Consider the following 19,183-nt stretch of genomic DNA (forward strand, 5'->3'; position numbering starts at 1 on the left):
GCCGAGAAGCCGCCGAAGCCCTTCTTCTCTGCCAGGTCACGCACGGCCGTGTACGACCCCGCGAAACCGATCGCGGCGATGACGACCGCACCGGCTACGACCACGCCGATGAGTATTCGGTGCGTGCGTGTCAGCTGCATCGCGGCCACCCGCGAACCCCTCCCTGTTCGGTTTGTTGCGAGCGACAGCCTGGCACACGCATGCGGAAGCCGTTGTGCCGGTACGGCAGGAGCCCGGCCACCAGGGGGCCGGGCTCCACAACTGCCGTGACTGCGCCGCGAGTTGCACGCGAGGCGCGTGCCGTGCTTTTCGCGCCCTGCGTCAGCTCTTGGGCTTGGAGCTGGACTTGGACTTGGCGCTGGACTTCGAGTCCGAGTCCTTCGAGCCGGAGTCCTTGGACCCGGAGTCCTCCGAGCCGGAGTCCTTCGAGCCCGAGTCCTTGGAGTCGCTGTCCGTTCCGCCCGCCTTGTTCGCTGCGACGACCGCCTCGGCGGCCTCCTTCGCGGCCTTCTCGGCGTCCTTGGACAGATCCTTCGAGCTCGGCGCCTTGTCGCCCGCCAGGCCCGCGCCGTTGTAGTCGATCGTGACGACCGCGTTCTCCACGCGCGTCACGACGGTCTGCTGCTTGAAGTTTTCCTTGTCCTTCTTCAGGTCGTAGTGCACGACCGTCGTCTGGTCGCCCATCCCGGGCACCGGCTCCGTCTTGACGCTCTTCGCGCCCTCCGTCGCCTGCGCGTCCGCGACCTGCTTGGCGAAGCTGTTCTGCGCGCGCTTGGCACCGCTGCCGAGCGACGCGTCCGAGTCGAAGCGCATCAGCGAGACGCGCAGCCAGCGGAACTGCGAGCCGTCGACGCCGTTGTTGTCCAGGCTGTCCCAGGAGCAGGTGCCGCGCGCCGAAGTGTCGTCGGACGTGCCCGCCTTGCCCGACTTGTCCTTCGCCTCCGGGACGAGGTCGTCGAGCGTCTTCTTCGACAGGACGTCGCAGGGCTCGGGCAGCTTGCCGAACGCCGCCTTCTCCACGGTCGCGGCCTTGTCCTTGCCCGAGGCCGAGGCGGAAGCCTTTGAACCCGAGTCCTTCTTGGCCCCGTCCGAGCCCGAGCCGGAGTCGGAGGAGCAGCCGGAGGCAATGAAGATCACCGGTACGGCGGCTGCGCAGGTGAGTATGCGGGTGAGTCGCTGTGCTGGTCGGTGCATGGTTCCTTCACTCAAGTCACTCAGGACGGCTGTCGTCGGTTCGATGGGCCACGGTACGCCGTGCCCGACGAGTACGACTCCGCTTCCGGACACCGGGTGACCCGTCCGAGCCGTCTCTAATCGTCGAAACCCTCGGCCAGCGTTCCGGCCAGTTCCTGCGCCTTGTCCTGCATTTCCTTGCTGTCGGGGATCTCCGTGCGACGCCCCGGCTGCTCGTCGTACTCGACGGTCACCACGACGTTCGACGTGCGGAACACCACAGTCACCGTGCGGTGCCGGGTCGCCGAACCGGACGTCGTGAGCGCGTCGTCGAGGAAGGCCTCGTCGCCCAGCTCGTCCAGGATGCGCGGCTCGAGGCCGGGAGGCGTCACGGCCTCTTCCGGGGAGCCGCCGGAAGCGCCGTCGCCCTTGCCGGACCCGCCCTTGTCCGACCCGGATGCCGCGTCGTCGGAGGGCTCGGCCCCCGCACCCTCCTCGCCGTCCGCGTCCGGCTCCTTGTCCGCGTCGGCCGACGGGGTGCCGGAGGGCTCGGCGAGGTCCGCCTTCTGCGCCTTGGACGCGTAGACCTCCGTGGCGCGGGTGTCGTCGCTCACGGCGTTGTCGTACGAGACGACGCGCTCGAAGTCGACGAGCAGATGGTGCGTGGCGTCCGACGATTCCACCTTCCAGCGGCAGCCCACCCGCCGGTCGGTGTCATACGTGACGGTGGGCGCACCCTCGTACGCCTTCTCCCGCTGCTCCTCGCCCGGGATCTCCTCGATGCCGGGCAGCATCGAGTCGAGCGTGCCGCGGTCGACCTGGCCGCAGGGCTCGGGGAGCGTGCGGTACTTGCCGGGTTCGGCGGCCGCGGTCGTCCCGCCCGTGTCGCCGGGCTTCGAGTCGTCCGGCTCTCCGCCGAGTGCGCCGCCGCCCGTGCAGCCGGCGAGCAGCGCCGTGAGGAGAGCTGCGACGCCTGGTAGGTAGGCCTTCCGCTGCACCGATGGGCTCCTTCTCGCCGGGGATATTGGGTTGCCGCTGATGGGCGACCGGTGGACACAATGTGTATCGCACGCAATGCCGTGGACGCCGGTCCGTGATCCCTTTCGTTGACCTTGGCTCCGGTATTTGCGCTTCAAGACTTTCGACACTTTTTGGTAGTTACGGGGGGATGAGGACGCTATGTCGTACGTAGAGGTCCCGGGGGCAAAGATACCGATCCGGATGTGGACGGACCCGGCCTCGGTGGAGGACGTCGCACTTCAGCAGCTGCGGAACGTGGCGACGCTGCCCTGGATCAAGGGCCTCGCCGTCATGCCGGACGTCCACTACGGCAAGGGTGCGACGGTCGGCTCGGTGATCGCCATGCAGGGGGCGGTGTGTCCTGCTGCGGTGGGTGTGGATATCGGCTGCGGGATGTCGGCGGTCAAGACGTCCCTGACGGCGAACGACCTTCCGGGCGACCTGTCCCGCCTGCGGTCGAAGATCGAGCAGGCGATTCCGGTGGGGCGGGGGATGCATGACGACGCCGTGGACCCGGGGCGGCTGCACGGGTTCGGGACGTCCGCGTGGGACGGTTTCTGGTCGCGCTTCGACGGGATCGCCGATGCGGTCAAATTCCGGCAGGAGCGGGCGACGAAGCAGATGGGAACGCTCGGAAGTGGAAACCACTTCATCGAGTTCTGTCTCGACGAGTCGGGATCGGTCTGGCTCATGCTGCACTCCGGCTCCCGGAACATCGGCAAGGAACTGGCCGACCACCACATAGGAGTGGCCCAGAAGCTGCCCCACAACCAGGGCATCGTCGACCGCGACCTCGCGGTCTTCATCGCGGAGACCCCGCAGATGGCGGCGTACCGGAACGATCTCTTCTGGGCGCAGGAGTACGCGAAGTACAACCGCGCGATCATGATGGGGCTCTTCCAGGACGTGGTCCGCAAGGAGTTCAAGAAGGCGAAGGTGACCTTCGAGCCGGTGATCTCCTGCCATCACAACTACGTCAGCGAGGAGCGGTACGACGGGATGGACCTGCTGGTCACCCGCAAGGGCGCGATCCGGGCCGGCAGCGGTGACTTCGGGATCATCCCCGGCTCGATGGGCACGGGCTCGTACATCGTCAAGGGACTCGGCAACGAGGCGTCCTTCAACTCGGCCTCGCACGGCGCGGGTCGGCGGATGAGCCGCAACGCGGCGAAGAAGCGCTTCTCCACCCAGGACCTGGAGGAGCAGACGCGGGGCGTCGAGTGCCGCAAGGACTCGGGTGTCGTGGACGAGATCCCGGGCGCCTACAAGCCGATCGAGCAGGTCATCGACCAGCAGCGCGATCTGGTGCAGGTCGTGGCCAAGCTCAAGCAGGTCATCTGCGTGAAGGGCTGAGCTGCCGCTCCTGCCCTACAGCTCCCGGTGGACCTTCGTGTTCGAGGCCTGGGCGCGGGGGCGGACCACCAGGAGGTCGATGTTGACGTGGGGCGGGCGGGTCACCGCCCAGGTGATCGTGTCCGCCACGTCGTCAGCGGTGAGGGGGGCCGCCACACCCGCGTAGACCTTCGCGGCCTTCTCCGTGTCGCCGCCGAAGCGGGTCGTGGCGAACTCCTCCGTCTTGACCATGCCGGGGGCGACCTCGATGACGCGGACCGGCGTGCCGACGATCTCCAGGCGCAGGGTCTCGGCGAGTACGTGCTCGGCGTGCTTCGCGGCCACGTAACCGCCGCCGCCCTCGTACGTGCCGTGGCCCGCGGTGGAGGAGAGGACCACGATCGTGCCGTCGCCGCTCGCGGTGAGGGCGGGGAGCAGGGCCTGGGTGACGTTCAGGGTGCCGATGACGTTCGTCTCGTACATCTGGCGCCAGTCGGCGGGGTCGCCGGTGGCGATGGTGTCGGCGCCGAGCGCGCCGCCCGCGTTGTTGACCAGGACCGCGACCTTGCGGAAGGCGGTGGCGAACTCGTCCACGGCCGCGCGGTCGGTGATGTCGAGCGCGTACGCCATCGCGTCGTGCCCCGCGGCCGTGATCTCCGCGGCGAGGGCCTCGATGCGGTCCTTGCGGCGGGCGGTGAGGACGACGCGGTAGCCGGCGGCCGCGAGTCCGCGCGCGGTGGCGGCGCCGATGCCACTGCTCGCGCCGGTGACGATCGCGATGCGGGTGGCGGCGGGCGCGGCGTTCGCTGCGGCGGTCATGGCTGCTCCTTGGGCGTACGTACGGTCCTGGCCTGTCCCACCAGGACCTGTCCCGCCAGGATAGGTCGCCGGGTTAGCGGCCTCGCGGCGCGTACATGATCACGGCCATGCCCGCGAGGCAGATCAACGCCCCGGTCACGTCCCAGCGGTCGGGGCGGTAGCCGTCGGCGACCATGCCCCAGGCGATCGATCCGGCGACGAAGACGCCGCCGTACGCGGCGAGGATGCGGCCGAACTCGGCGTCGGGCTGGAGCGTGGCCACGAAGCCGTACACGCCGAGCGCGATGACGCCCGCGCCGATCCACGCCCACCCTTTGTGTTCGCGCACTCCCTGCCAGACGAGCCAGGCGCCGCCGATCTCGAAGAGGGCGGCGAGGACGAAGAGGGCGGCGGAGCGGGCGATGAGCATGCGGGAATCGTGGCACGGGGGCCGCATGCCATCGGAGGTTGTTGTGTCGGCATCATTGTCAGACCCTCGCCGTAGCGTGGCCCGTATGGAGAGATCGTTGTTGGCGGGTCTGGCTCTGGTTCCTTGGTCGGAGAGCGACTTCGGGTTGTTGGTCGCCTGTAACTCCGCCGAGATGACCGCCCATCTGGGCGGTCCCGAGACGCATGAGCAGTTGGTGTCCCGGCACCGGCGCTACCTCGCGCTGGATGAGCGGGGGCGGATGTTCCGGATAACTCTGGACGGCGAGGCCGTCGGTTCGATCGGGTACTGGGAGACGTCCTGGCAGGGCGAGTCCGTCTGGGAGACGGGGTGGGGCGTGCTGCCCGGGTTCCAGGGGCGGGGCATCGCGGCGTCGGCCGCGCGGCTGGTCGCCGAGGAGGCGCGGGCCGCCGGGCGGCACCGGCGGCTGCACGCCTTTCCCGCCGCGGACCACGCGGCTTCCAACGGGGTGTGCCGGAAGGCCGGGTTCACGCCCGGGGGCGAGCACGACTTCGAGTATCCGAAGGGGCGCTGGATGCGGTGCAACGACTGGAGCGTCGACCTGGGTGGCTCCTGACCCGCGGCTCCTGGAGCGCGGGGTCTTGCGTCACTGCGGTGCGTAAGCCGTCGGTGGTACGCCCACCGTTGCCGTGAAGTCCCTGATGAGGTGGGCCTGGTCGGCGTAACCGAGCGCGTCGGCCACGACCGCCCAGTCCACCTCCGCGCCGGTTTCCGCGTGCTCGAGCGCCTCGTGGATGCGGTGGCGCAGGATCATCCACTTCGGGCCGACCCCCACGTACGAGGAGAACAGCCGCTGCAGCGTCCGTACGGACATGCCCTGCGTCCGGGCGAACTCGCTGACGCGGCGGATTCCGCGGTCCGTGCGGATGAGTTCGGCCAGGGCCATGGCGAGGTCCGCCTGCGGGTCGGGGGCGGGGCCGATGGCCAGCAGGAAGGCGTCGAGTGCCGCCACGCGCGCGTGCTCGTCGTCCGGGGTCAGGACCGCGTCGAGCGCGTTCTCGGGGATCTCCCCGAGTACCTCCTCCAGCGGCAGCATCCGCCGCCCCGTCCATTCGGACACCGGGGCCGACGGGGCGAACGGCCGGAAGCCGCCGGGGCGGAACTTCACGCCGCAGACCCGCCCCTGCCCCTCCAGCTTCTGCGTGAAGAGGTCGAGCCCGATCCCCGCCACCTCGGCGAAGGGCTCCTGCCCGGGGAGCCTCTGGAAGACGACGTTCACCGACGGGTGCGGCACGACGTGGGAGGCGTAGGGCTGGGAGAGGTCCCAGTCGATCAGCCAGTACTGCTCGACGTAGGGGCGCAGCACGGGCGTCGCCAGGTGCCGGCGGAACCGTGCGCGGGCGAGGAGTCCGGCGGCGTCGACGATGCCCTTGGTGTCGCTGCGCGGGGCGGAGGGGAAGGCAGCGGAGGGGGTGGCAGCGGAGGGGGTGGCAGCGGAGGGGGAGGGCTCGGCGTCGGCCATGGCTGGATCGTATGCCGGGGTCCGCGGCCCGTGTCGCGTTTCTTCAAGCCATGGGAGTGGTCACCGGCCTACGGTCACGGCATGAGTGACACCAGCATTGCCGACCTGTTGAAGGCGGCCACCGACCGAGCCGTCCCCGTGGTCCGCGCGATCCCGGACGACCGCCTTGCCGCGCCCACTCCCTGTGCCGAGTACGACGTGAAGGCCCTGGTCAATCACCTCTTCCAGGTGATCGTCCAGTTCCAGGCGCTCGCCGCCAAGCAGGACTCCGACTTCGGTACCGAGGCCCCCGATGTCGTCTCCGAAAGCCCGGACTGGCGCGAGCGTTTCGCCGACGAGGCGGGGAAGCTGGTCGCCGCGTGGGCCGCGCCCGGCGCCGACGAGGGCACCACGGGCGCGATGGACATGCCCGCGCCGACCGTCGGCTGCATGGCGCTGCTCGACCTGACGGTGCACGCCTGGGACCTGGCCCGTGCGACGGGGCAGGAGTACGAGCCCGCCCCGGAGAGCAGCGGCGTCGTCGCCGCGCTGCGGGAAGCGGTCGCGGGCCTGGGGCCGACGGCCCGGAAGATGGGCGTGTTCGGAGAGCCGCTCCCGGTGCCCGACGGCGCCTCCGAGCTCGAGCGGCTGCTGGCCGAGACGGGCCGCGACCCGCGCTGGACGCCGTAGCACCTCTCGCCGCGCCGCCGGGCCTGCCCGTCGGTGGCCCGGTGGTGGCCCGGCGGTGGCCCGGCGGTGGTCCCCGGTGGTGCCCGTCGGCGGCCCGGCGGAGGACCCGGGGAATACTCCCTGGCACCCCACCGTTCCGTAGGTATAGTTGAACAGTCAACAACCTGCGGAGAGTGAGTCAGCCATGCAGTCGCCCATGCAGTCGCGGTCCGGATCCGGCATGCAGTTCGGGATCTTCAGCGTCGGCGACGTGACGCCGGATCCCACGACGGGCCGCACCCCCACCGAGCACGAGCGCATCAAGGCGATGGTGGCCATCGCGCTGAAGGCCGAGGAGGTCGGGCTCGACGTCTTCGCGACCGGCGAGCACCACAACCCGCCGTTCGTCCCGTCCTCGCCCACCACGATGCTCGGCTACATCGCCGCCCGCACCGAGAACCTGATCCTCTCCACCTCCACCACCCTCATCACCACGAACGACCCGGTGAAGATCGCCGAGGACTTCGCGATGCTCCAGCACCTCGCGGAAGGCCGGGTCGACGTGATGATGGGCCGCGGCAACACCGGCCCGGTGTACCCGTGGTTCGGCAAGGACATCCGCCAGGGCATCAAGCTCGCCGTCGAGAACTACGCGCTCCTGCACCGCCTGTGGCGCGAGGACGTCGTGACGTGGGAGGGCAAGTTCCGTACGCCCCTGCAGTCGTTCACCTCGACGCCCCGCCCGCTCGACGGCGTCGCGCCCTTCGTCTGGCACGGCTCCATCCGCTCCCCGGAGATCGCCGAGCAGGCCGCGTACTACGGGGACGGCTTCTTCCACAACAACATCTTCTGGCCGCAGGAGCACACCAAGAAGATGGTCGACCTCTACCGCCGCCGGTACGCGCACTACGGCCACGGCACCGAGGAGCAGGCGATCGTCGGGCTCGGCGGTCAGGTGTTCATGCGGAAGAACTCGCAGGACGCGGTCAACGAGTTCCGCCCGTACTTCGACAACGCGCCCGTCTACGGACACGGTCCTTCCCTGGAGGAGTTCACGTCCCAGACGCCGCTGACCGTCGGCTCCCCGCAGCAGGTGATCGAGCGGACGCTGTCCTTCCGGGACACCGTCGGCGACTACCAGCGCCAGCTCTTCCTGATGGACCACGCGGGCCTGCCCCTCAAGACCGTCCTGGAGCAGCTGGACATCCTCGGCGAGGAGGTCGTCCCGGTCCTGCGCGCGGAGTTCGCCAAGAACCGCCCGGCGACCGTGCCGGACGCGCCGACGCACGCCTCGCGCGTGACCGCCGGGCAGAGCGAGAGCAACACCGTGAAGGAGGCCCACGCATGAAGCTCGTGATCGTGTCCGCGGGACTCGGCGTCCCCTCGTCCACCCGCCTCCTGGCCGACCGCCTCGCGGCGGCCACCGGGCGCCACGCCGACGTGGAGATCCAGGTCGTCGAACTCCGCGACCTGGCGGTGGAGATCGCGCACAACTACGTCACCGGTTTCCCCGGCCCGGAGCTGGGTGCGGCGGCCGATGCGGTGAAGGACGCGGACGGCCTGATCGCCGTCACACCGATCTTCTCCGCCTCCTACAGCGGACTGTTCAAGTCGTTCTTCGACGTCCTGACGGTCCTGGACAAGGACGCGCTCACCGGTACGCCGGTGCTGATCGCGGCGACCGGCGGCACCCCGCGCCATTCGCTGGCCCTGGAGCACGCGCTGCGCCCGCTGTTCGCCCACCTGCGGGCGGTGGTCGTACCGACGGCCGTGTACGCGGCGTCCGAGGACTGGGGCGCGGACGGCCTGGACGAGCGCATCGAGCGCGCCGCGGCCGAACTGGCCGGACTCATGCGGCCCGCGCCCGTACGGGAAGAGGAGCTGATCCCCTTCGAGCGGCAACTGGCGGCGCTCAGGCCGGAGTAGGGCAGGGTGCGGGGCCTCAGGGCCACACCAGGCAGTACGCCTGATGCCCCGCGTCGTGCAGCCGGTGGCTGAAATCCTGCCATTCGTGCAGCAGTTGGTAGACGTTGAACGCGTCGCGCGGGCCGCCTCGGTCGGGGACCGTGGACCAGATGAAGGCCGCGGCTCCGACCGACTCCTCGCCGACGCCGCGCAGCGGGTCGACGACCGTCATGGGGAGCTTCACCACGGCGTAGTCGGGGTGCAGGACGACCAGTTCGAGAGGGGGCACCTTGGACAGGGGTATGCCCTCGATGCCGGTCAGGACCATCGCGGCGACCGTCTCCGGCTTGATCTTCGTGAACATCCCGCCCATGCCGAGCTCATCGCCGCCCAGCTCCTCGGGACGCATCGAGATGGGCACGCGGGCGGCGGTCGCGCCGTCCGGAGCTCCGAAGTACTTGTAGGTCACCCCACCCACCCGGCCACTCCTGCTTCCCGCCCGGTCCTGGTCCGTCTCGCCGCCCCGTGCCAAGGCCTCAGCCTCGGCCGCTTCCGCCTCGCGCCGGTGCCTGCCGATCCGCCGGGCACGCCGCGGACCCAGGCCGTCGGTCCCCTCGCCCAGTCCGCCACCGCGATGCATATCTCCACCCGACTGCTTTTCCAGGGCGCCCGGCCCCTGCTTTTCTAGGCCTCGCGGCCCCCGCCGCGCAACCCGATCATCGTGTCAGTGACCTCCCCCACGGTCACCGGCTAAAACGTCGAGTGAAACACCTGTCCGCAGGATGTCCGAAGCCTCTGACACCATGGTTCATGTGAGCTTCCCGTATAGCGCCCCAGTTTCGCAGACTCTCTTCGACCGTGCGGCGGCCGTGACGCCCGGTGGTGTGAACTCTCCCGTGCGCGCTTTCCGCGCTGTGGGCGGTACGCCCCGGTTCATGGTGTCCGGTACCGGTCCGTACCTCACGGACGCCGACGGCCGTGAGTATGTCGACCTCGTCTGCTCGTGGGGGCCGATGATCCTCGGCCACTCCCACCCCGAAGTGATCGCCGCCGTCCAGGAGGCCGTCGCGCGCGGCACGTCCTTCGGCACGCCCGGCGAGGGCGAGGTCGCGCTCGCCGAGGAGATCGTCGCGCGCATCGAGCCCGTCGAGCAGGTGCGGCTCGTCTCCAGCGGCACCGAGGCGACGATGTCCGCGATCCGCCTCGCGCGCGGGTTCACCGGCCGCGCCAAGATCATCAAGTTCGCCGGGTGTTACCACGGTCACGTGGACGCGCTGCTCGCCGCGGCGGGCTCGGGCCTTGCCACCTTCGGCCTGCCGGACACCCCGGGCGTCACCGGCGCCCAGGCGGGCGACACGATCGTCGTCCCGTACAACGACCTGGACGCCGTGCGCGCCGCGTTCGCCGCGAACGCCGGTGAGATCGCCTGCGTCATCACCGAGGCGTCGCCGGGCAACATGGGCGTCGTACCGCCGCGTGAGGGCTTCAACCAGGGTCTGGCCGACCTGTGCCGGGAGAACGGCGCGCTGTTCATCTCGGACGAGGTGATGACCGGCTTCCGTACGTCGAAGGCGGGCTGGTTCGGCGTCGACGGGGTGCGGCCCGATCTGATGACCTTCGGCAAGGTCATGGGCGGCGGCTTCCCGGCCGCCGCTTTCGGTGGCCGCGCCGACGTCATGGAGCACCTCGCCCCGGTCGGCCCCGTCTACCAGGCGGGCACCCTGTCGGGGAACCCGATCGCGACGGCCGCGGGCCTCGCGCAGCTGCGGCTCCTGGACGACGAGGCGTACGACAAGGTCGATGTGGTCTCCGGGCAGCTGCGCGGCCTCGTCACCGACGCGCTCTCCAAGGAGGGCGTCGCGCACCGGCTGCAGAACGCGTCGAACATGTTCTCCGTCTTCTTCACCGAGCGCGAGGTGCGGAACTACGACGACGCGAAGACCCAGGAGTCCTTCCGCTTCACCGCGTTCTTCCACTCGATGCTGTCGCAGGGCGTGTATCTCCCGCCGTCGGCCTTCGAGTCCTGGTTTGTTTCCACCGCCCACGACGAGGGGGCCGTCGAACGGATCGCCGCGGCCCTGCCCGCGGCGGCGCGCGCGGCCGCCGAAGCCACTGAACCCACCACGGAGGCCACCGCATGAGTGCGGGCAGCGAGCTCACAGTCGTCCACGTGATGCGCCACGGGGAGGTGGAGAACCCGGACGGGATCCTCTACGGACGCCTGCCGGACTACCACCTCTCCGATCTTGGCCGGCAGATGGCCGACCGGGTCGCCGAGCATCTGGCCCCGCGTGACATCACGCACGTCGTGGCCTCGCCGCTCGACCGCGCGCAGGAGACGGCGACGCCGATCGCCAAGGCGCAGGGCCTTGACCTGGCGACGGACGGGCGGCTCATCGAGGCGGGCAACGTCTTCGAGGGCAAGACCTTCGGCGTCGGCGACGGCGCGCTGAAGAACCCGGAGAACTGGAAGCACCTGGTCAACCCCTTCAAGCCGTCCTGGGGCGAGCCCTATGTCGAGCAGGTCGTGCGGATGATGGGCGCCCTTGACGCGGCGCGGGACGCCGCCCGCGGGCACGAAGCGGTGTGCGTCAGCCATCAGTTGCCGATCTGGATCGTGCGGAGCTTCGTGGAGAAGCGGCGCCTGTGGCACGACCCGCGCAAGCGGCAGTGCACGCTCGCCTCGCTCACGACGTTCACGTACCGCGGCGACAAGATCGTGTCGGTTGGTTACACGGAGCCCGCGCGGGATCTCGTTCCCGCGCATCTCCTGGCCGGTGCGAAGCCCGTGAAGGGGAAGGCCAAGGCGTTCGGCGCATAACCCTTTCCGCGGGCCGTGCCTTCGATTCGTTGTCGACGGCGGGTAATTGACCGGCGACTGTATGTCCATTCCCGGTAAAAAGCGTCAAATATGTGCTTGTTGCAGGAACCCCATAGTTCGTCGTGCCCTCTAACGGGGCGTCCATCGTGCATGGACGCATGCAGGGCTGCAGGGCGCGACGAATGGGGATGGAATGCGCGACATCAGTCGCAGGGGAATGCTCGGCCTCGGAGTCGGGACCGCGGCCGCTGTGGGACTCGCCGGCTGCGGCACGGGCGGCGGCAGTCACTCGGCGGGTTCCGCGGACGGGGCGAAGGACGGCAACGGCGCCAAGGGCGGCGGCAAGCGCCCGGCGAAGCCCATCGGTGACGGTTCGACCTCGTACACCGGCAAGCAGCCGAACCAGCCGGGCAAGCCCGTTCCCCTGCAGCCGGGTGAGACGCCCCCGCAGTTCGTGATCTTCTCCTGGGACGGTGCGGGCGAGGTCGGCAACGGTCTCTTCCCGCGCTTTCTGAAGCTGGCCGAGGAACACGACGCGGGGATGACGTTCTTCCTCTCCGGTCTTTATCTCCTGCCCGAGTCGAAGAAGCGGATGTACAGGCCGCCGAACAACGGGGTCGGCGCCTCCGACATCGGATATCTCACCGACGGTCACATCAAGGAGACGCTGAAGTACGTCCGACAGGCATGGCTCGAGGGCCACGAGATCGGCACGCACTTCAACGGGCACTTCTGCGCGGGCAGCGGCACGGTCGCCAACTGGACGTCCGCGCAATGGCAGAGCGAAATCGACCAGGCCATGTCCTTCGTCAAGGAATGGCGCACGAATACCGGCTGGACCGATCTGCCGTCGCTGCCTTTCGACTACGACAAGGAACTCATCGGCGGCCGCACGCCCTGCCTCCTGGGCCAGGACAATCTGCTGCCGACGGCGAAGAAGCTCGGCTGGCGCTACGACGCCTCGTCGCCCGGCGGCCGGCAGCGCTGGCCGCAGAAGAAGATGGGCGTCTGGGATCTGCCGCTGCAGGCCATGCCGTTCCCCGGACACTCCTTCGAGGTTTTGTCCATGGACTACAACATCCTGGCCAACCAGTCGCAGAACTCCACGAAGGCCCCGCCGGCCAACTACCCGGGCTGGCGCAAGCAGGCCACCGAGTCCTACATCGCCGGGTTCAAGCGCGCCTACGAGACCAACCGCGCGCCGCTCTTCATCGGCAACCACTTCGAGGAGTGGAACGGCGGCATCTACATGGACGCCGTCGAAGCAGCCCTGAAGCACATGGCCGGGAAGAAGGACGTGCGCCTGGTCTCCTTCAGGCAGTTCGTCGACTGGCTCGACGTGCAGGACCCGAAGGTCCTCGCCGACCTGCAGGGCCTTGAAGTCGGCCAGGAGCCCACCGGTGGCTGGAAGGGACTCGGGAAGGCCGTCTGAAATGGGACTTTCCGCAACCCCGGGGGGTGCGGAAGATCCCCGAAACAGACATGCGAAACTTTTCACATGAGTGCCGCCTGCCGCGCCCCCCACAGCATGAACCGCAGCCGTAGCCGCGCCGCCCTGCTGGGCGCCGGGGCCGCGGTCGCCGCGCTGACGCTCTCGGCGTGCGGCTCCGGCGGCACGTCCGGTGGCTCGGGGAACACCAACTTCGTCACCGGCTCCGACGGCATCGCCACCGCCGACAAGGGCGAGCGCCAGGACGGGCCGAAGCTCGAGGGGGAGACCCTCACGGGCAAGCACCTCGACGTCGACGACTACAAGGGCAAGGTCGTCGTCCTGAACGTATGGGGCTCCTGGTGTTCGCCCTGCCGGGCCGAGGCGCCGAACTTCGCGAAGGTCTCGAAGGACACCCAGGGCAAGGACGTGCAGTTCGTCGGGATCAACACCCGCGATCCGCAGAAGGGTCCCGCCCTGACCTTCGAGAAGGAGTGGAAGATCTCCTACCCGAGCCTGCACGATCCGATGGGCAAGCTGATGCTGCGCTTCCCCAAGGGCACGATGAACCCGAAGTTCATCCCCTCCACGATCGTCCTCGACCGCGAGGGAAAGATCGCGGCACGCTCGCAGCAGGCGCTCAGCGAAGAGAAGCTGCGCAAGATGATCGACCCGCTGATCGCGGAGAAGTGATTTCCCCGTGATGTCCACTCTCGCCGCCGTGGGCGAAGCGAACCAGACCGTCATGAACGGCGCGCTGCTCCTCGCACTGCCCATCGCGGCCCTCGGCGGCCTCGTCTCCTTCTTCTCCCCGTGCGTACTGCCGCTCGTGCCGGGCTATCTGTCGTACGTCACCGGGGTCGGCGGCACCGACCTCGCGGAGGCCAAGCGTGGCCGGATGGCAGCCGGGGCCGCGCTGTTCGTGCTCGGGTTCACCGCCGTCTTCGTCTCCACCGGCGCGCTCTTCGGTTATGTCGGGCAGAACCTGCAGAACTACCAGGACGTCATCACCAAGGTGCTCGGCGTCCTGATGATCGCGCTCGGCATCTTCTTCATGGGGCTCATGCCCTGGCTGTCCCAGCGGGAGTTCCGCTTCCACAAGAAGCCGGCCGCCGGGCTCGCGGGGGCGCCACTGCTCGGCGCGCTGTTCGCCGTCGGGTGGGCGCCCTGCGTGGGGCCCACGCTCACGTCCGTCAACTCGCTGGCACTCGACCAGGGGAGCGCGGGGCGCGGGGCCATACTGAGCGTCGCGTACTGCGTGGGGCTCGGGCTGCCGTTCATCCTCGCGGCGATCGCCTTCCGCAAGGCGCTCGGCGCGTTCAGCTGGGTGAAGAAGCACTACGTCTGGGTGATGCGCATCGGCGGCATCATGATGATCGCGACCGGGCTGCTCCTCGTCACCGGAGTGTGGGACAGCATCGTGCAGGAGATGCAGGTCTGGTCCAACGGCTACACGGTGGGGATCTGATCCATGAGCAAGACCGAAGCCCCTGACACGAGCAGGACGAGCAGGACCGAAGCCCCCGAAGAGCAGACCGAGGGCGACCTGGGCGCCGCGGGCTCGCAGCTGTCCACCGCCCCCGTCGACCGTGCGATGCCCGGTTCCTTCGGCGGCAAGCGCGCCCCCGGGGTCACCGGCTGGCTGGCCTGGACGGGCCGTGAGGTCGTCGGCTGGGTCCGGTGGATGTGGCGGCAGCTGACCTCGATGCGGGTCGCGCTGCTCCTGCTGCTCCTCCTCTCGCTCGGCGCGATCCCCGGTTCGCTGATCCCGCAGACCGGCATCGACGAGCTGAAGGTCCAGGACTTCAAGAAGGCCCACACCACGCTCGGACCGCTCTACGAGAAGTTCCAGCTGTTCGACGTCTACAGCTCCGTGTGGTTCTCGGCGATCTACATCCTTCTCTTCATCTCCCTCATCGGCTGCATCGTGCCCCGCACCTGGCAGTTCGTCGGCCAGCTGCGCGGCCGACCGCCGGGCGCACCCAAACGGCTCGACCGGCTGCCCGCCTACACCACGTGGCGCACCGAGGCCGCACCCGACGAGGTCCACGAGGCCGCGCTCGGCCTGTTCAAGGGGCGGCGCTTTCGCGCGGACCTCACGGCGGGCAAGGGTGGCGCGGGGGCGTCCGTCGCCGCGGAGAAGGGCTACCTGCGTGAGGCGGGCAACCTCTTCTTCCACGTCTCGCTGATCGTGCTCCTGGTGGCCTTCGCCGTCGGGGCCCTGTTCAAGTCCGAGGGCGGCAAGCTCATCGTCCAGGGTGACGGCTTCTCCAACACCCTCACCCAGTACGACAACTTCAAGTCCGGCAACCTCTTCAACACCGACGACCTCGCGCCCTTCAGCTTCAAGCTGGACAGCTTCGAGTCGTCGTTCGAGAGGAAGGGCCCCGAGAAGGGCACGGCCCGCACCTACCGGGCGAACGTCACCTACAGCGAGGGCATCGACGGCCCCGAGAAGAAGAAGGCCATCGAGGTCAACAAGCCGCTCGAGGTCGACGGCTCGAAGGTCTACCTCATCGGCCAGGGCTACGCCCCGACGGTCACCGTGCGCGACGGGAAGGGCAAGGTCGTCAGCACCCAGTCCGTCCCGCTTCTCCCGATCGACTCCAACGGCACGGCCACCGGCGCGATCAAGGTCCTCGACGGCTACCGCGACAAGAACGGCAAGAAGGAACAGCTCGGCTTCAACGCCTTCTTCGTGCCGACGTTCGCGGGCGAGGGCCACGGCCAGATGTTCTCCCAGTTCCCCGCCCTGGACTACCCCGTGCTCGCGCTGTCCGCGTACCACGGAAGCCTCGGTGTGGACTCCGGTCTGCCGCAGAACGTGTACCAGCTGGACACCAGCAAGATGACCAAGTTCAAGGACTCCAAGGGCGAGCTCTTCAAGAAGCGGATGGTGCCCGGCGAGACCATGAAGCTGCCGAACGGTGCCGGCTCGATCACCTTCGAGAAGGACATCAAGCGCTGGGCGACCTTCCAGGTCTCCCAGCAGCCCGGCAGCATGTGGGCGCTCGTCGGGGCCATCTCCGCCATCGTCGGCCTCGCCGGGTCGCTGTTCATCCAGCGCCGCCGTGTGTGGGTGCGGGCCGTGCGGGGCGCCGACGGCGTGACCGTCGTGGAGATGGCCGGGCTCGGCCGCAGCGAGTCCGCGAAGCTGCCCGAAGAGCTGGGCGACCTCGCCGCGCACCTGCACGAGAAGGCGCCGAGCGCGCCCGACCAAGACCATGCCGATCATGCAGCTGATGCACATGCCGCGCATGCCGACTCCACCCCCGATGTTGTTCCTGCCGAAGGGGCTGAGAAGTGAATCTCGCCACCACCCTCGCTGCCGAACCGAACGAGAACCTCGCGAACATCAGCAATGTGCTGGTGTACTCCGCGATGGCCGTCTATCTCCTTGCCTTCTTCGCGCACATGGCAGAGTGGATCCTCGGCAGCCGCAGCAAGGTCGGCCGCACGGCCGCCGCGCTGACCTCCAAGGCCGAGGCCGCCGCCAAGGCGCCCGGCGTCACCGTCAAGGCCAAGGGCGGCACCGCCGTCCTCGACCGGCCGAAGGCGACCCCCAAGGTCATCACCCGCTCCATCACCGGCACCCGCGATGTGCCGGACGGTCCCGGCGCCGCGGCCGGTGACGAGAAGGGCGACCTCTACGGCCGTATCGCCGTGTCCCTCACCGTGCTCGCGTTCCTCGTCGAGTTCAGTGGTGTGCTCACCCGCGCGCTCTCGGTGCAGCGGGCGCCGTGGGGCAACATGTACGAGTTCAACCTGACGTTCTCCACCATGGCCGTCGGGGTGTACCTCGTGCTCATGGCGCTCAAGAAGAACGTCAGCTGGCTGGGCCTTCCGCTGGTCACCACGGTCCTCCTCGATCTCGGTCTCGCCGTCACTGTCTTGTACACCGCCAGCGACCAGTTGGTTCCCGCCCTTCACTCGTACTGGTTGTGGATCCACGTCTCCACCGCGATCTTCTGCGGCGCGACGTTCTACCTGGCCGGCGTCGCGACGATCCTCTACCTCTTCCGCGACTCCTACGAGAACAAGCTGGCCTCGGGCGGTCAGCCCGGCCGCTTCGCGACCTCGGTCCTCGAGCGGCTCCCGGCCGCGGCCTCGCTCGACAAGTTCTCGTACCGCGTGAACGCCGCCGTCTTCCCGCTGTGGACGTTCACGATCATCGCGGGCGCGATCTGGGCGGGCGACGCGTGGGGCCGCTACTGGGGCTGGGACCCCAAGGAGGTCTGGTCCTTCATCACCTGGGTCGCCTACGCCTGCTACCTGCACGCGCGCGCGACGGCCGGCTGGAAGGGCCGCAAGGCCGCCTACCTGGCTCTGATCGCCTTCGGCTGCTGGCTGTTCAACTACTACGGCGTGAACATCTTCGTCACCGGCAAGCACTCGTACGCCGGGGTCTGACCCCCGCCCGTACCGCCGTAGCCTCCCAAGGCCGGTTCCCGTGACCCAGGTCACGGGAACCGGCCTTTGCCGTACGGACAGACAGAGGGTGTGGAGACGAACCAGGGGGAACCTCAGGCACACCGCAGAGCGCTGCGCGTCCGCATCAGGGACGGCGACGCCGACGCCTTCGGTGAGCTCTTCGACGCGTACGCGCGTTCCGTCTACAACCACGCCTACCGCCTGACGGGGGACTGGTCGGCGGCGCAGGACATGGTGTCGCTGACCTTCCTGGAGGCCTGGCGGCTCCGGGCCAGGGTCGAGGAGGAGGGCGGTTCGCTGCGGCCGTGGCTGCTGGGCGTCGCCACGAACGTGACCCGCAACGCGCGGCGCGCGGCCCGGCGGCACTCGGCCGCGGTCGCACGGCTGCCGCGCGACCAGACCGTGGCCGATTTCTCCGACGAGGTCGCCGAGCGCATCGACGACAAGCGGCAACTCGATCTCGTACGCGCGGCCCTCGCGACGCTGCGCCGTGCCGAGCGCGAGGTCCTCGCGCTGTGCGTGTGGTCGGGGCTCAGTTACGCGGCGGCGGCCGAGGCGCTCGGGGTGCCGGTCGGGACCGTACGTTCCCGGCTGTCCCGGGCTCGTACAAAACTCGCGGACCGTGTGGAACCGGTCGGCGGGCGCGGACAGATGAGAGATGACCGCACCACCGCGGTCGGGCCCACGAGGGAGGGAAACCGATGAACGAACTTCCCGAGCGCGACCTTCCGCCGGGCCGTCATCACCTGCTCAGGGAGCACCTGTTGACCGAGATCCGGCAGAGCGAGAAGACTTCCCCGGAAGGCCGGCGGGCCCAGAGGGGGGCTCAAAGGGCTCACCAGAGCGCCCAGAAGCGCTGGTTCCGCCCCGCGCTCATCGCGGGAGCGGTGGCCGCGGCCGTCGCGGCGGGCGTCCTTGTCGCCTCGCCGTTCGGCGGGCAGTCCGCGCAGGCGGCGCCCTCGGCGGAGACCGTGCGGATGCTGAAGGAGATCGCCGCGGCGGCCGAGCGGCAGCCTGTGCGGAAGGGCATCCGGGACGACCAGTTCGTGTACATCAAGAGCAAGCTCGGCTACACCTCGCAGACCGAGGGGGAGCCCGCCGAGCTCGACCCCGTCCACCCGCGCGAGTTCTGGCTCTCGGTGGACGGCACGCACGGGAATGTGATCAATGAGCCCGACTCCGGCTCCGGCTTCGACATGGAGCGATTCGACCCGGATTTCAAGCCGGGCGAGCCCCTTCCGGACTGGGCGACCAACTACCGCAACCTGGAGAAGCTGCCGACCGACCCGGTCAACATGCTGGACTGGCTCCACAAGGTGAGTGACGGCGGCAAGAGCGAGGACCAGAACACCTTCGTGCTGGTCGGTGATCTCTCCTACGAGTCGCTCATGCCGCCGAAGCAGGCCGCCGCTCTCTACCTGGCCGCGTCGAAGATCCCGGGCGTCAAGCTGATCGAGGACGCGGTCGACGCGGAGGGGCGGCACGGGGTCGCGATCGCCCGTGAGGACGGTGGCGTCAGGGAAGAGCTGATCTTCGACAAGGAGACCAAGCAGTTCCTCGGGGAGCGGGAGGTGGCGACCGAGGACGCGTTCGGCTTCAAGAAGGGCGATGTCACCGGCCGCAGCGCCATCCTGGAGCGGGAGGTCGTCGACAGGGCGGGGCAGCGCCCGTAAGCACCCCTCGGGCGTGCGCGCG

21 protein-coding genes are annotated in these 19,183 nt (G+C 69.2%); 14 read left to right on the forward strand and 7 right to left on the reverse strand.

Annotated elements, in window-relative coordinates; translation table 11 throughout:
* From ACWD02_RS37475 to ACWD02_RS37485, 3 genes are all read right to left on the reverse strand, one after another.
* On the reverse strand, nt 1-149 hold a 149-nt coding region (locus tag ACWD02_RS37475), incomplete at its 3' end, for a DUF2637 domain-containing protein (protein WP_451220001.1).
* A 172-nt stretch (nt 150-321) separates the two neighbouring features.
* Nucleotides 322-1,194: a DUF3558 domain-containing protein gene (locus ACWD02_RS37480; protein WP_451219666.1), complete on the reverse strand. Its 873-nt coding sequence runs from the start codon at nt 1,192-1,194 to the stop codon at nt 322-324.
* A gap of 116 nt (nt 1,195-1,310) precedes the next feature.
* On the reverse strand, nt 1,311-2,171 hold the full coding sequence (locus ACWD02_RS37485; RefSeq protein WP_451219669.1) for a DUF3558 domain-containing protein: 861 nt from the start codon (nt 2,169-2,171) through the stop codon (nt 1,311-1,313).
* A gap of 181 nt (nt 2,172-2,352) precedes the next feature.
* Between ACWD02_RS37485 and ACWD02_RS37490 the strand changes: the two genes are divergently transcribed.
* A complete protein-coding gene (locus ACWD02_RS37490; protein WP_451219672.1) occupies nt 2,353-3,546 on the forward strand; it encodes an RtcB family protein in 1,194 nt (397 codons plus the stop codon).
* A gap of 15 nt (nt 3,547-3,561) precedes the next feature.
* Here the strand turns inward: ACWD02_RS37490 and ACWD02_RS37495 are convergent, their stop codons facing one another.
* Together ACWD02_RS37495 and ACWD02_RS37500 are read right to left on the reverse strand one after the other, a co-directional pair.
* The gene (locus tag ACWD02_RS37495) at nt 3,562-4,344 is read right to left on the reverse strand and encodes an SDR family NAD(P)-dependent oxidoreductase (RefSeq protein WP_451219675.1); all 783 of its coding nucleotides are present in this window, start codon (nt 4,342-4,344) and stop codon (nt 3,562-3,564) included.
* A gap of 73 nt (nt 4,345-4,417) precedes the next feature.
* Nucleotides 4,418-4,753: a YnfA family protein gene (locus ACWD02_RS37500; protein WP_135335738.1), complete on the reverse strand. Its 336-nt coding sequence runs from the start codon at nt 4,751-4,753 to the stop codon at nt 4,418-4,420.
* Between the two features lie 85 nt (nt 4,754-4,838).
* Between ACWD02_RS37500 and ACWD02_RS37505 the strand changes: the two genes are divergently transcribed.
* Entirely contained in the window at nt 4,839-5,348 is a 510-nt protein-coding gene (locus ACWD02_RS37505; protein WP_451219678.1) for a GNAT family N-acetyltransferase, read from the forward strand.
* Between the two features lie 30 nt (nt 5,349-5,378).
* Here ACWD02_RS37505 and ACWD02_RS37510 read toward each other — a convergent pair whose 3' ends face one another.
* Nucleotides 5,379-6,254 (reverse strand): AraC family transcriptional regulator, encoded by an 876-nt coding sequence (locus tag ACWD02_RS37510; RefSeq protein WP_451219681.1) that lies wholly within the window; start codon nt 6,252-6,254, stop codon nt 5,379-5,381.
* An 81-nt stretch (nt 6,255-6,335) separates the two neighbouring features.
* Between ACWD02_RS37510 and ACWD02_RS37515 the strand changes: the two genes are divergently transcribed.
* The 3 genes from ACWD02_RS37515 (at nt 6,336) to ACWD02_RS37525 (ending at nt 8,828) form a co-directional block, all read left to right on the forward strand.
* The gene (locus ACWD02_RS37515) at nt 6,336-6,923 is read left to right on the forward strand and encodes a TIGR03086 family metal-binding protein (RefSeq protein ID WP_451219684.1); all 588 of its coding nucleotides are present in this window, start codon (nt 6,336-6,338) and stop codon (nt 6,921-6,923) included.
* Nucleotides 6,924-7,143: 220 nt separating this feature from the next.
* Nucleotides 7,144-8,250 (forward strand): LLM class flavin-dependent oxidoreductase, encoded by a 1,107-nt coding sequence (locus ACWD02_RS37520; RefSeq protein WP_451220004.1) that lies wholly within the window; start codon nt 7,144-7,146, stop codon nt 8,248-8,250.
* Complete coding sequence (locus ACWD02_RS37525; RefSeq protein WP_451219687.1) at nt 8,247-8,828, forward strand: FMN reductase; 582 nt, start codon at nt 8,247-8,249, stop codon at nt 8,826-8,828. Before ACWD02_RS37520 ends, ACWD02_RS37525 begins: the two co-directional genes overlap by 4 nt.
* Nucleotides 8,829-8,844: 16 nt before the next feature.
* Here ACWD02_RS37525 and ACWD02_RS37530 read toward each other — a convergent pair whose 3' ends face one another.
* Nucleotides 8,845-9,285 carry a hypothetical protein gene (locus ACWD02_RS37530; protein ID WP_363212845.1) on the reverse strand — a complete coding sequence of 147 codons (441 nt, stop codon included), beginning with the start codon at nt 9,283-9,285 and terminating at the stop codon, nt 8,845-8,847.
* Nucleotides 9,286-9,610: 325 nt separating this feature from the next.
* Between ACWD02_RS37530 and hemL the strand changes: the two genes are divergently transcribed.
* From hemL to ACWD02_RS37575, 9 genes are all read left to right on the forward strand, one after another.
* Nucleotides 9,611-10,948, forward strand: a complete 1,338-nt coding sequence (gene hemL, locus ACWD02_RS37535) for a glutamate-1-semialdehyde 2,1-aminomutase (RefSeq protein ID WP_451220007.1) — start codon at nt 9,611-9,613, stop codon at nt 10,946-10,948.
* On the forward strand, nt 10,945-11,628 hold the full coding sequence (locus tag ACWD02_RS37540; protein ID WP_363212843.1) for a histidine phosphatase family protein: 684 nt from the start codon (nt 10,945-10,947) through the stop codon (nt 11,626-11,628). The genes hemL and ACWD02_RS37540 overlap by 4 nt, the downstream gene beginning before the upstream one ends.
* Nucleotides 11,629-11,821: 193 nt before the next feature.
* Entirely contained in the window at nt 11,822-13,060 is a 1,239-nt protein-coding gene (locus ACWD02_RS37545; protein ID WP_451219691.1) for a hypothetical protein, read from the forward strand.
* Nucleotides 13,061-13,126: 66 nt separating this feature from the next.
* The gene (locus ACWD02_RS37550) at nt 13,127-13,750 is read left to right on the forward strand and encodes a TlpA family protein disulfide reductase (RefSeq protein ID WP_451219693.1); all 624 of its coding nucleotides are present in this window, start codon (nt 13,127-13,129) and stop codon (nt 13,748-13,750) included.
* Between the two features lie 10 nt (nt 13,751-13,760).
* Nucleotides 13,761-14,525: a cytochrome c biogenesis CcdA family protein gene (locus ACWD02_RS37555; protein WP_451220010.1), complete on the forward strand. Its 765-nt coding sequence runs from the start codon at nt 13,761-13,763 to the stop codon at nt 14,523-14,525.
* Between the two features lie 3 nt (nt 14,526-14,528).
* Nucleotides 14,529-16,364, forward strand: a complete 1,836-nt coding sequence (gene resB, locus ACWD02_RS37560) for a cytochrome c biogenesis protein ResB (RefSeq protein WP_451219695.1) — start codon at nt 14,529-14,531, stop codon at nt 16,362-16,364.
* Entirely contained in the window at nt 16,361-17,467 is a 1,107-nt protein-coding gene (ccsB, locus tag ACWD02_RS37565; RefSeq protein ID WP_451219698.1) for a c-type cytochrome biogenesis protein CcsB, read from the forward strand. The genes resB and ccsB overlap by 4 nt, the downstream gene beginning before the upstream one ends.
* A gap of 90 nt (nt 17,468-17,557) precedes the next feature.
* The gene (locus ACWD02_RS37570; protein ID WP_451219701.1) at nt 17,558-18,193 is read left to right on the forward strand and encodes an RNA polymerase sigma factor; all 636 of its coding nucleotides are present in this window, start codon (nt 17,558-17,560) and stop codon (nt 18,191-18,193) included.
* Nucleotides 18,190-19,161 (forward strand): CU044_5270 family protein, encoded by a 972-nt coding sequence (locus ACWD02_RS37575; RefSeq protein WP_451219704.1) that lies wholly within the window; start codon nt 18,190-18,192, stop codon nt 19,159-19,161. The genes ACWD02_RS37570 and ACWD02_RS37575 overlap by 4 nt, the downstream gene beginning before the upstream one ends.
* Nucleotides 19,162-19,183: the final 22 nt, after the last annotated feature.

The sequence above is a fragment of the Streptomyces sp. NPDC002853 genome, assembly GCF_053591915.1.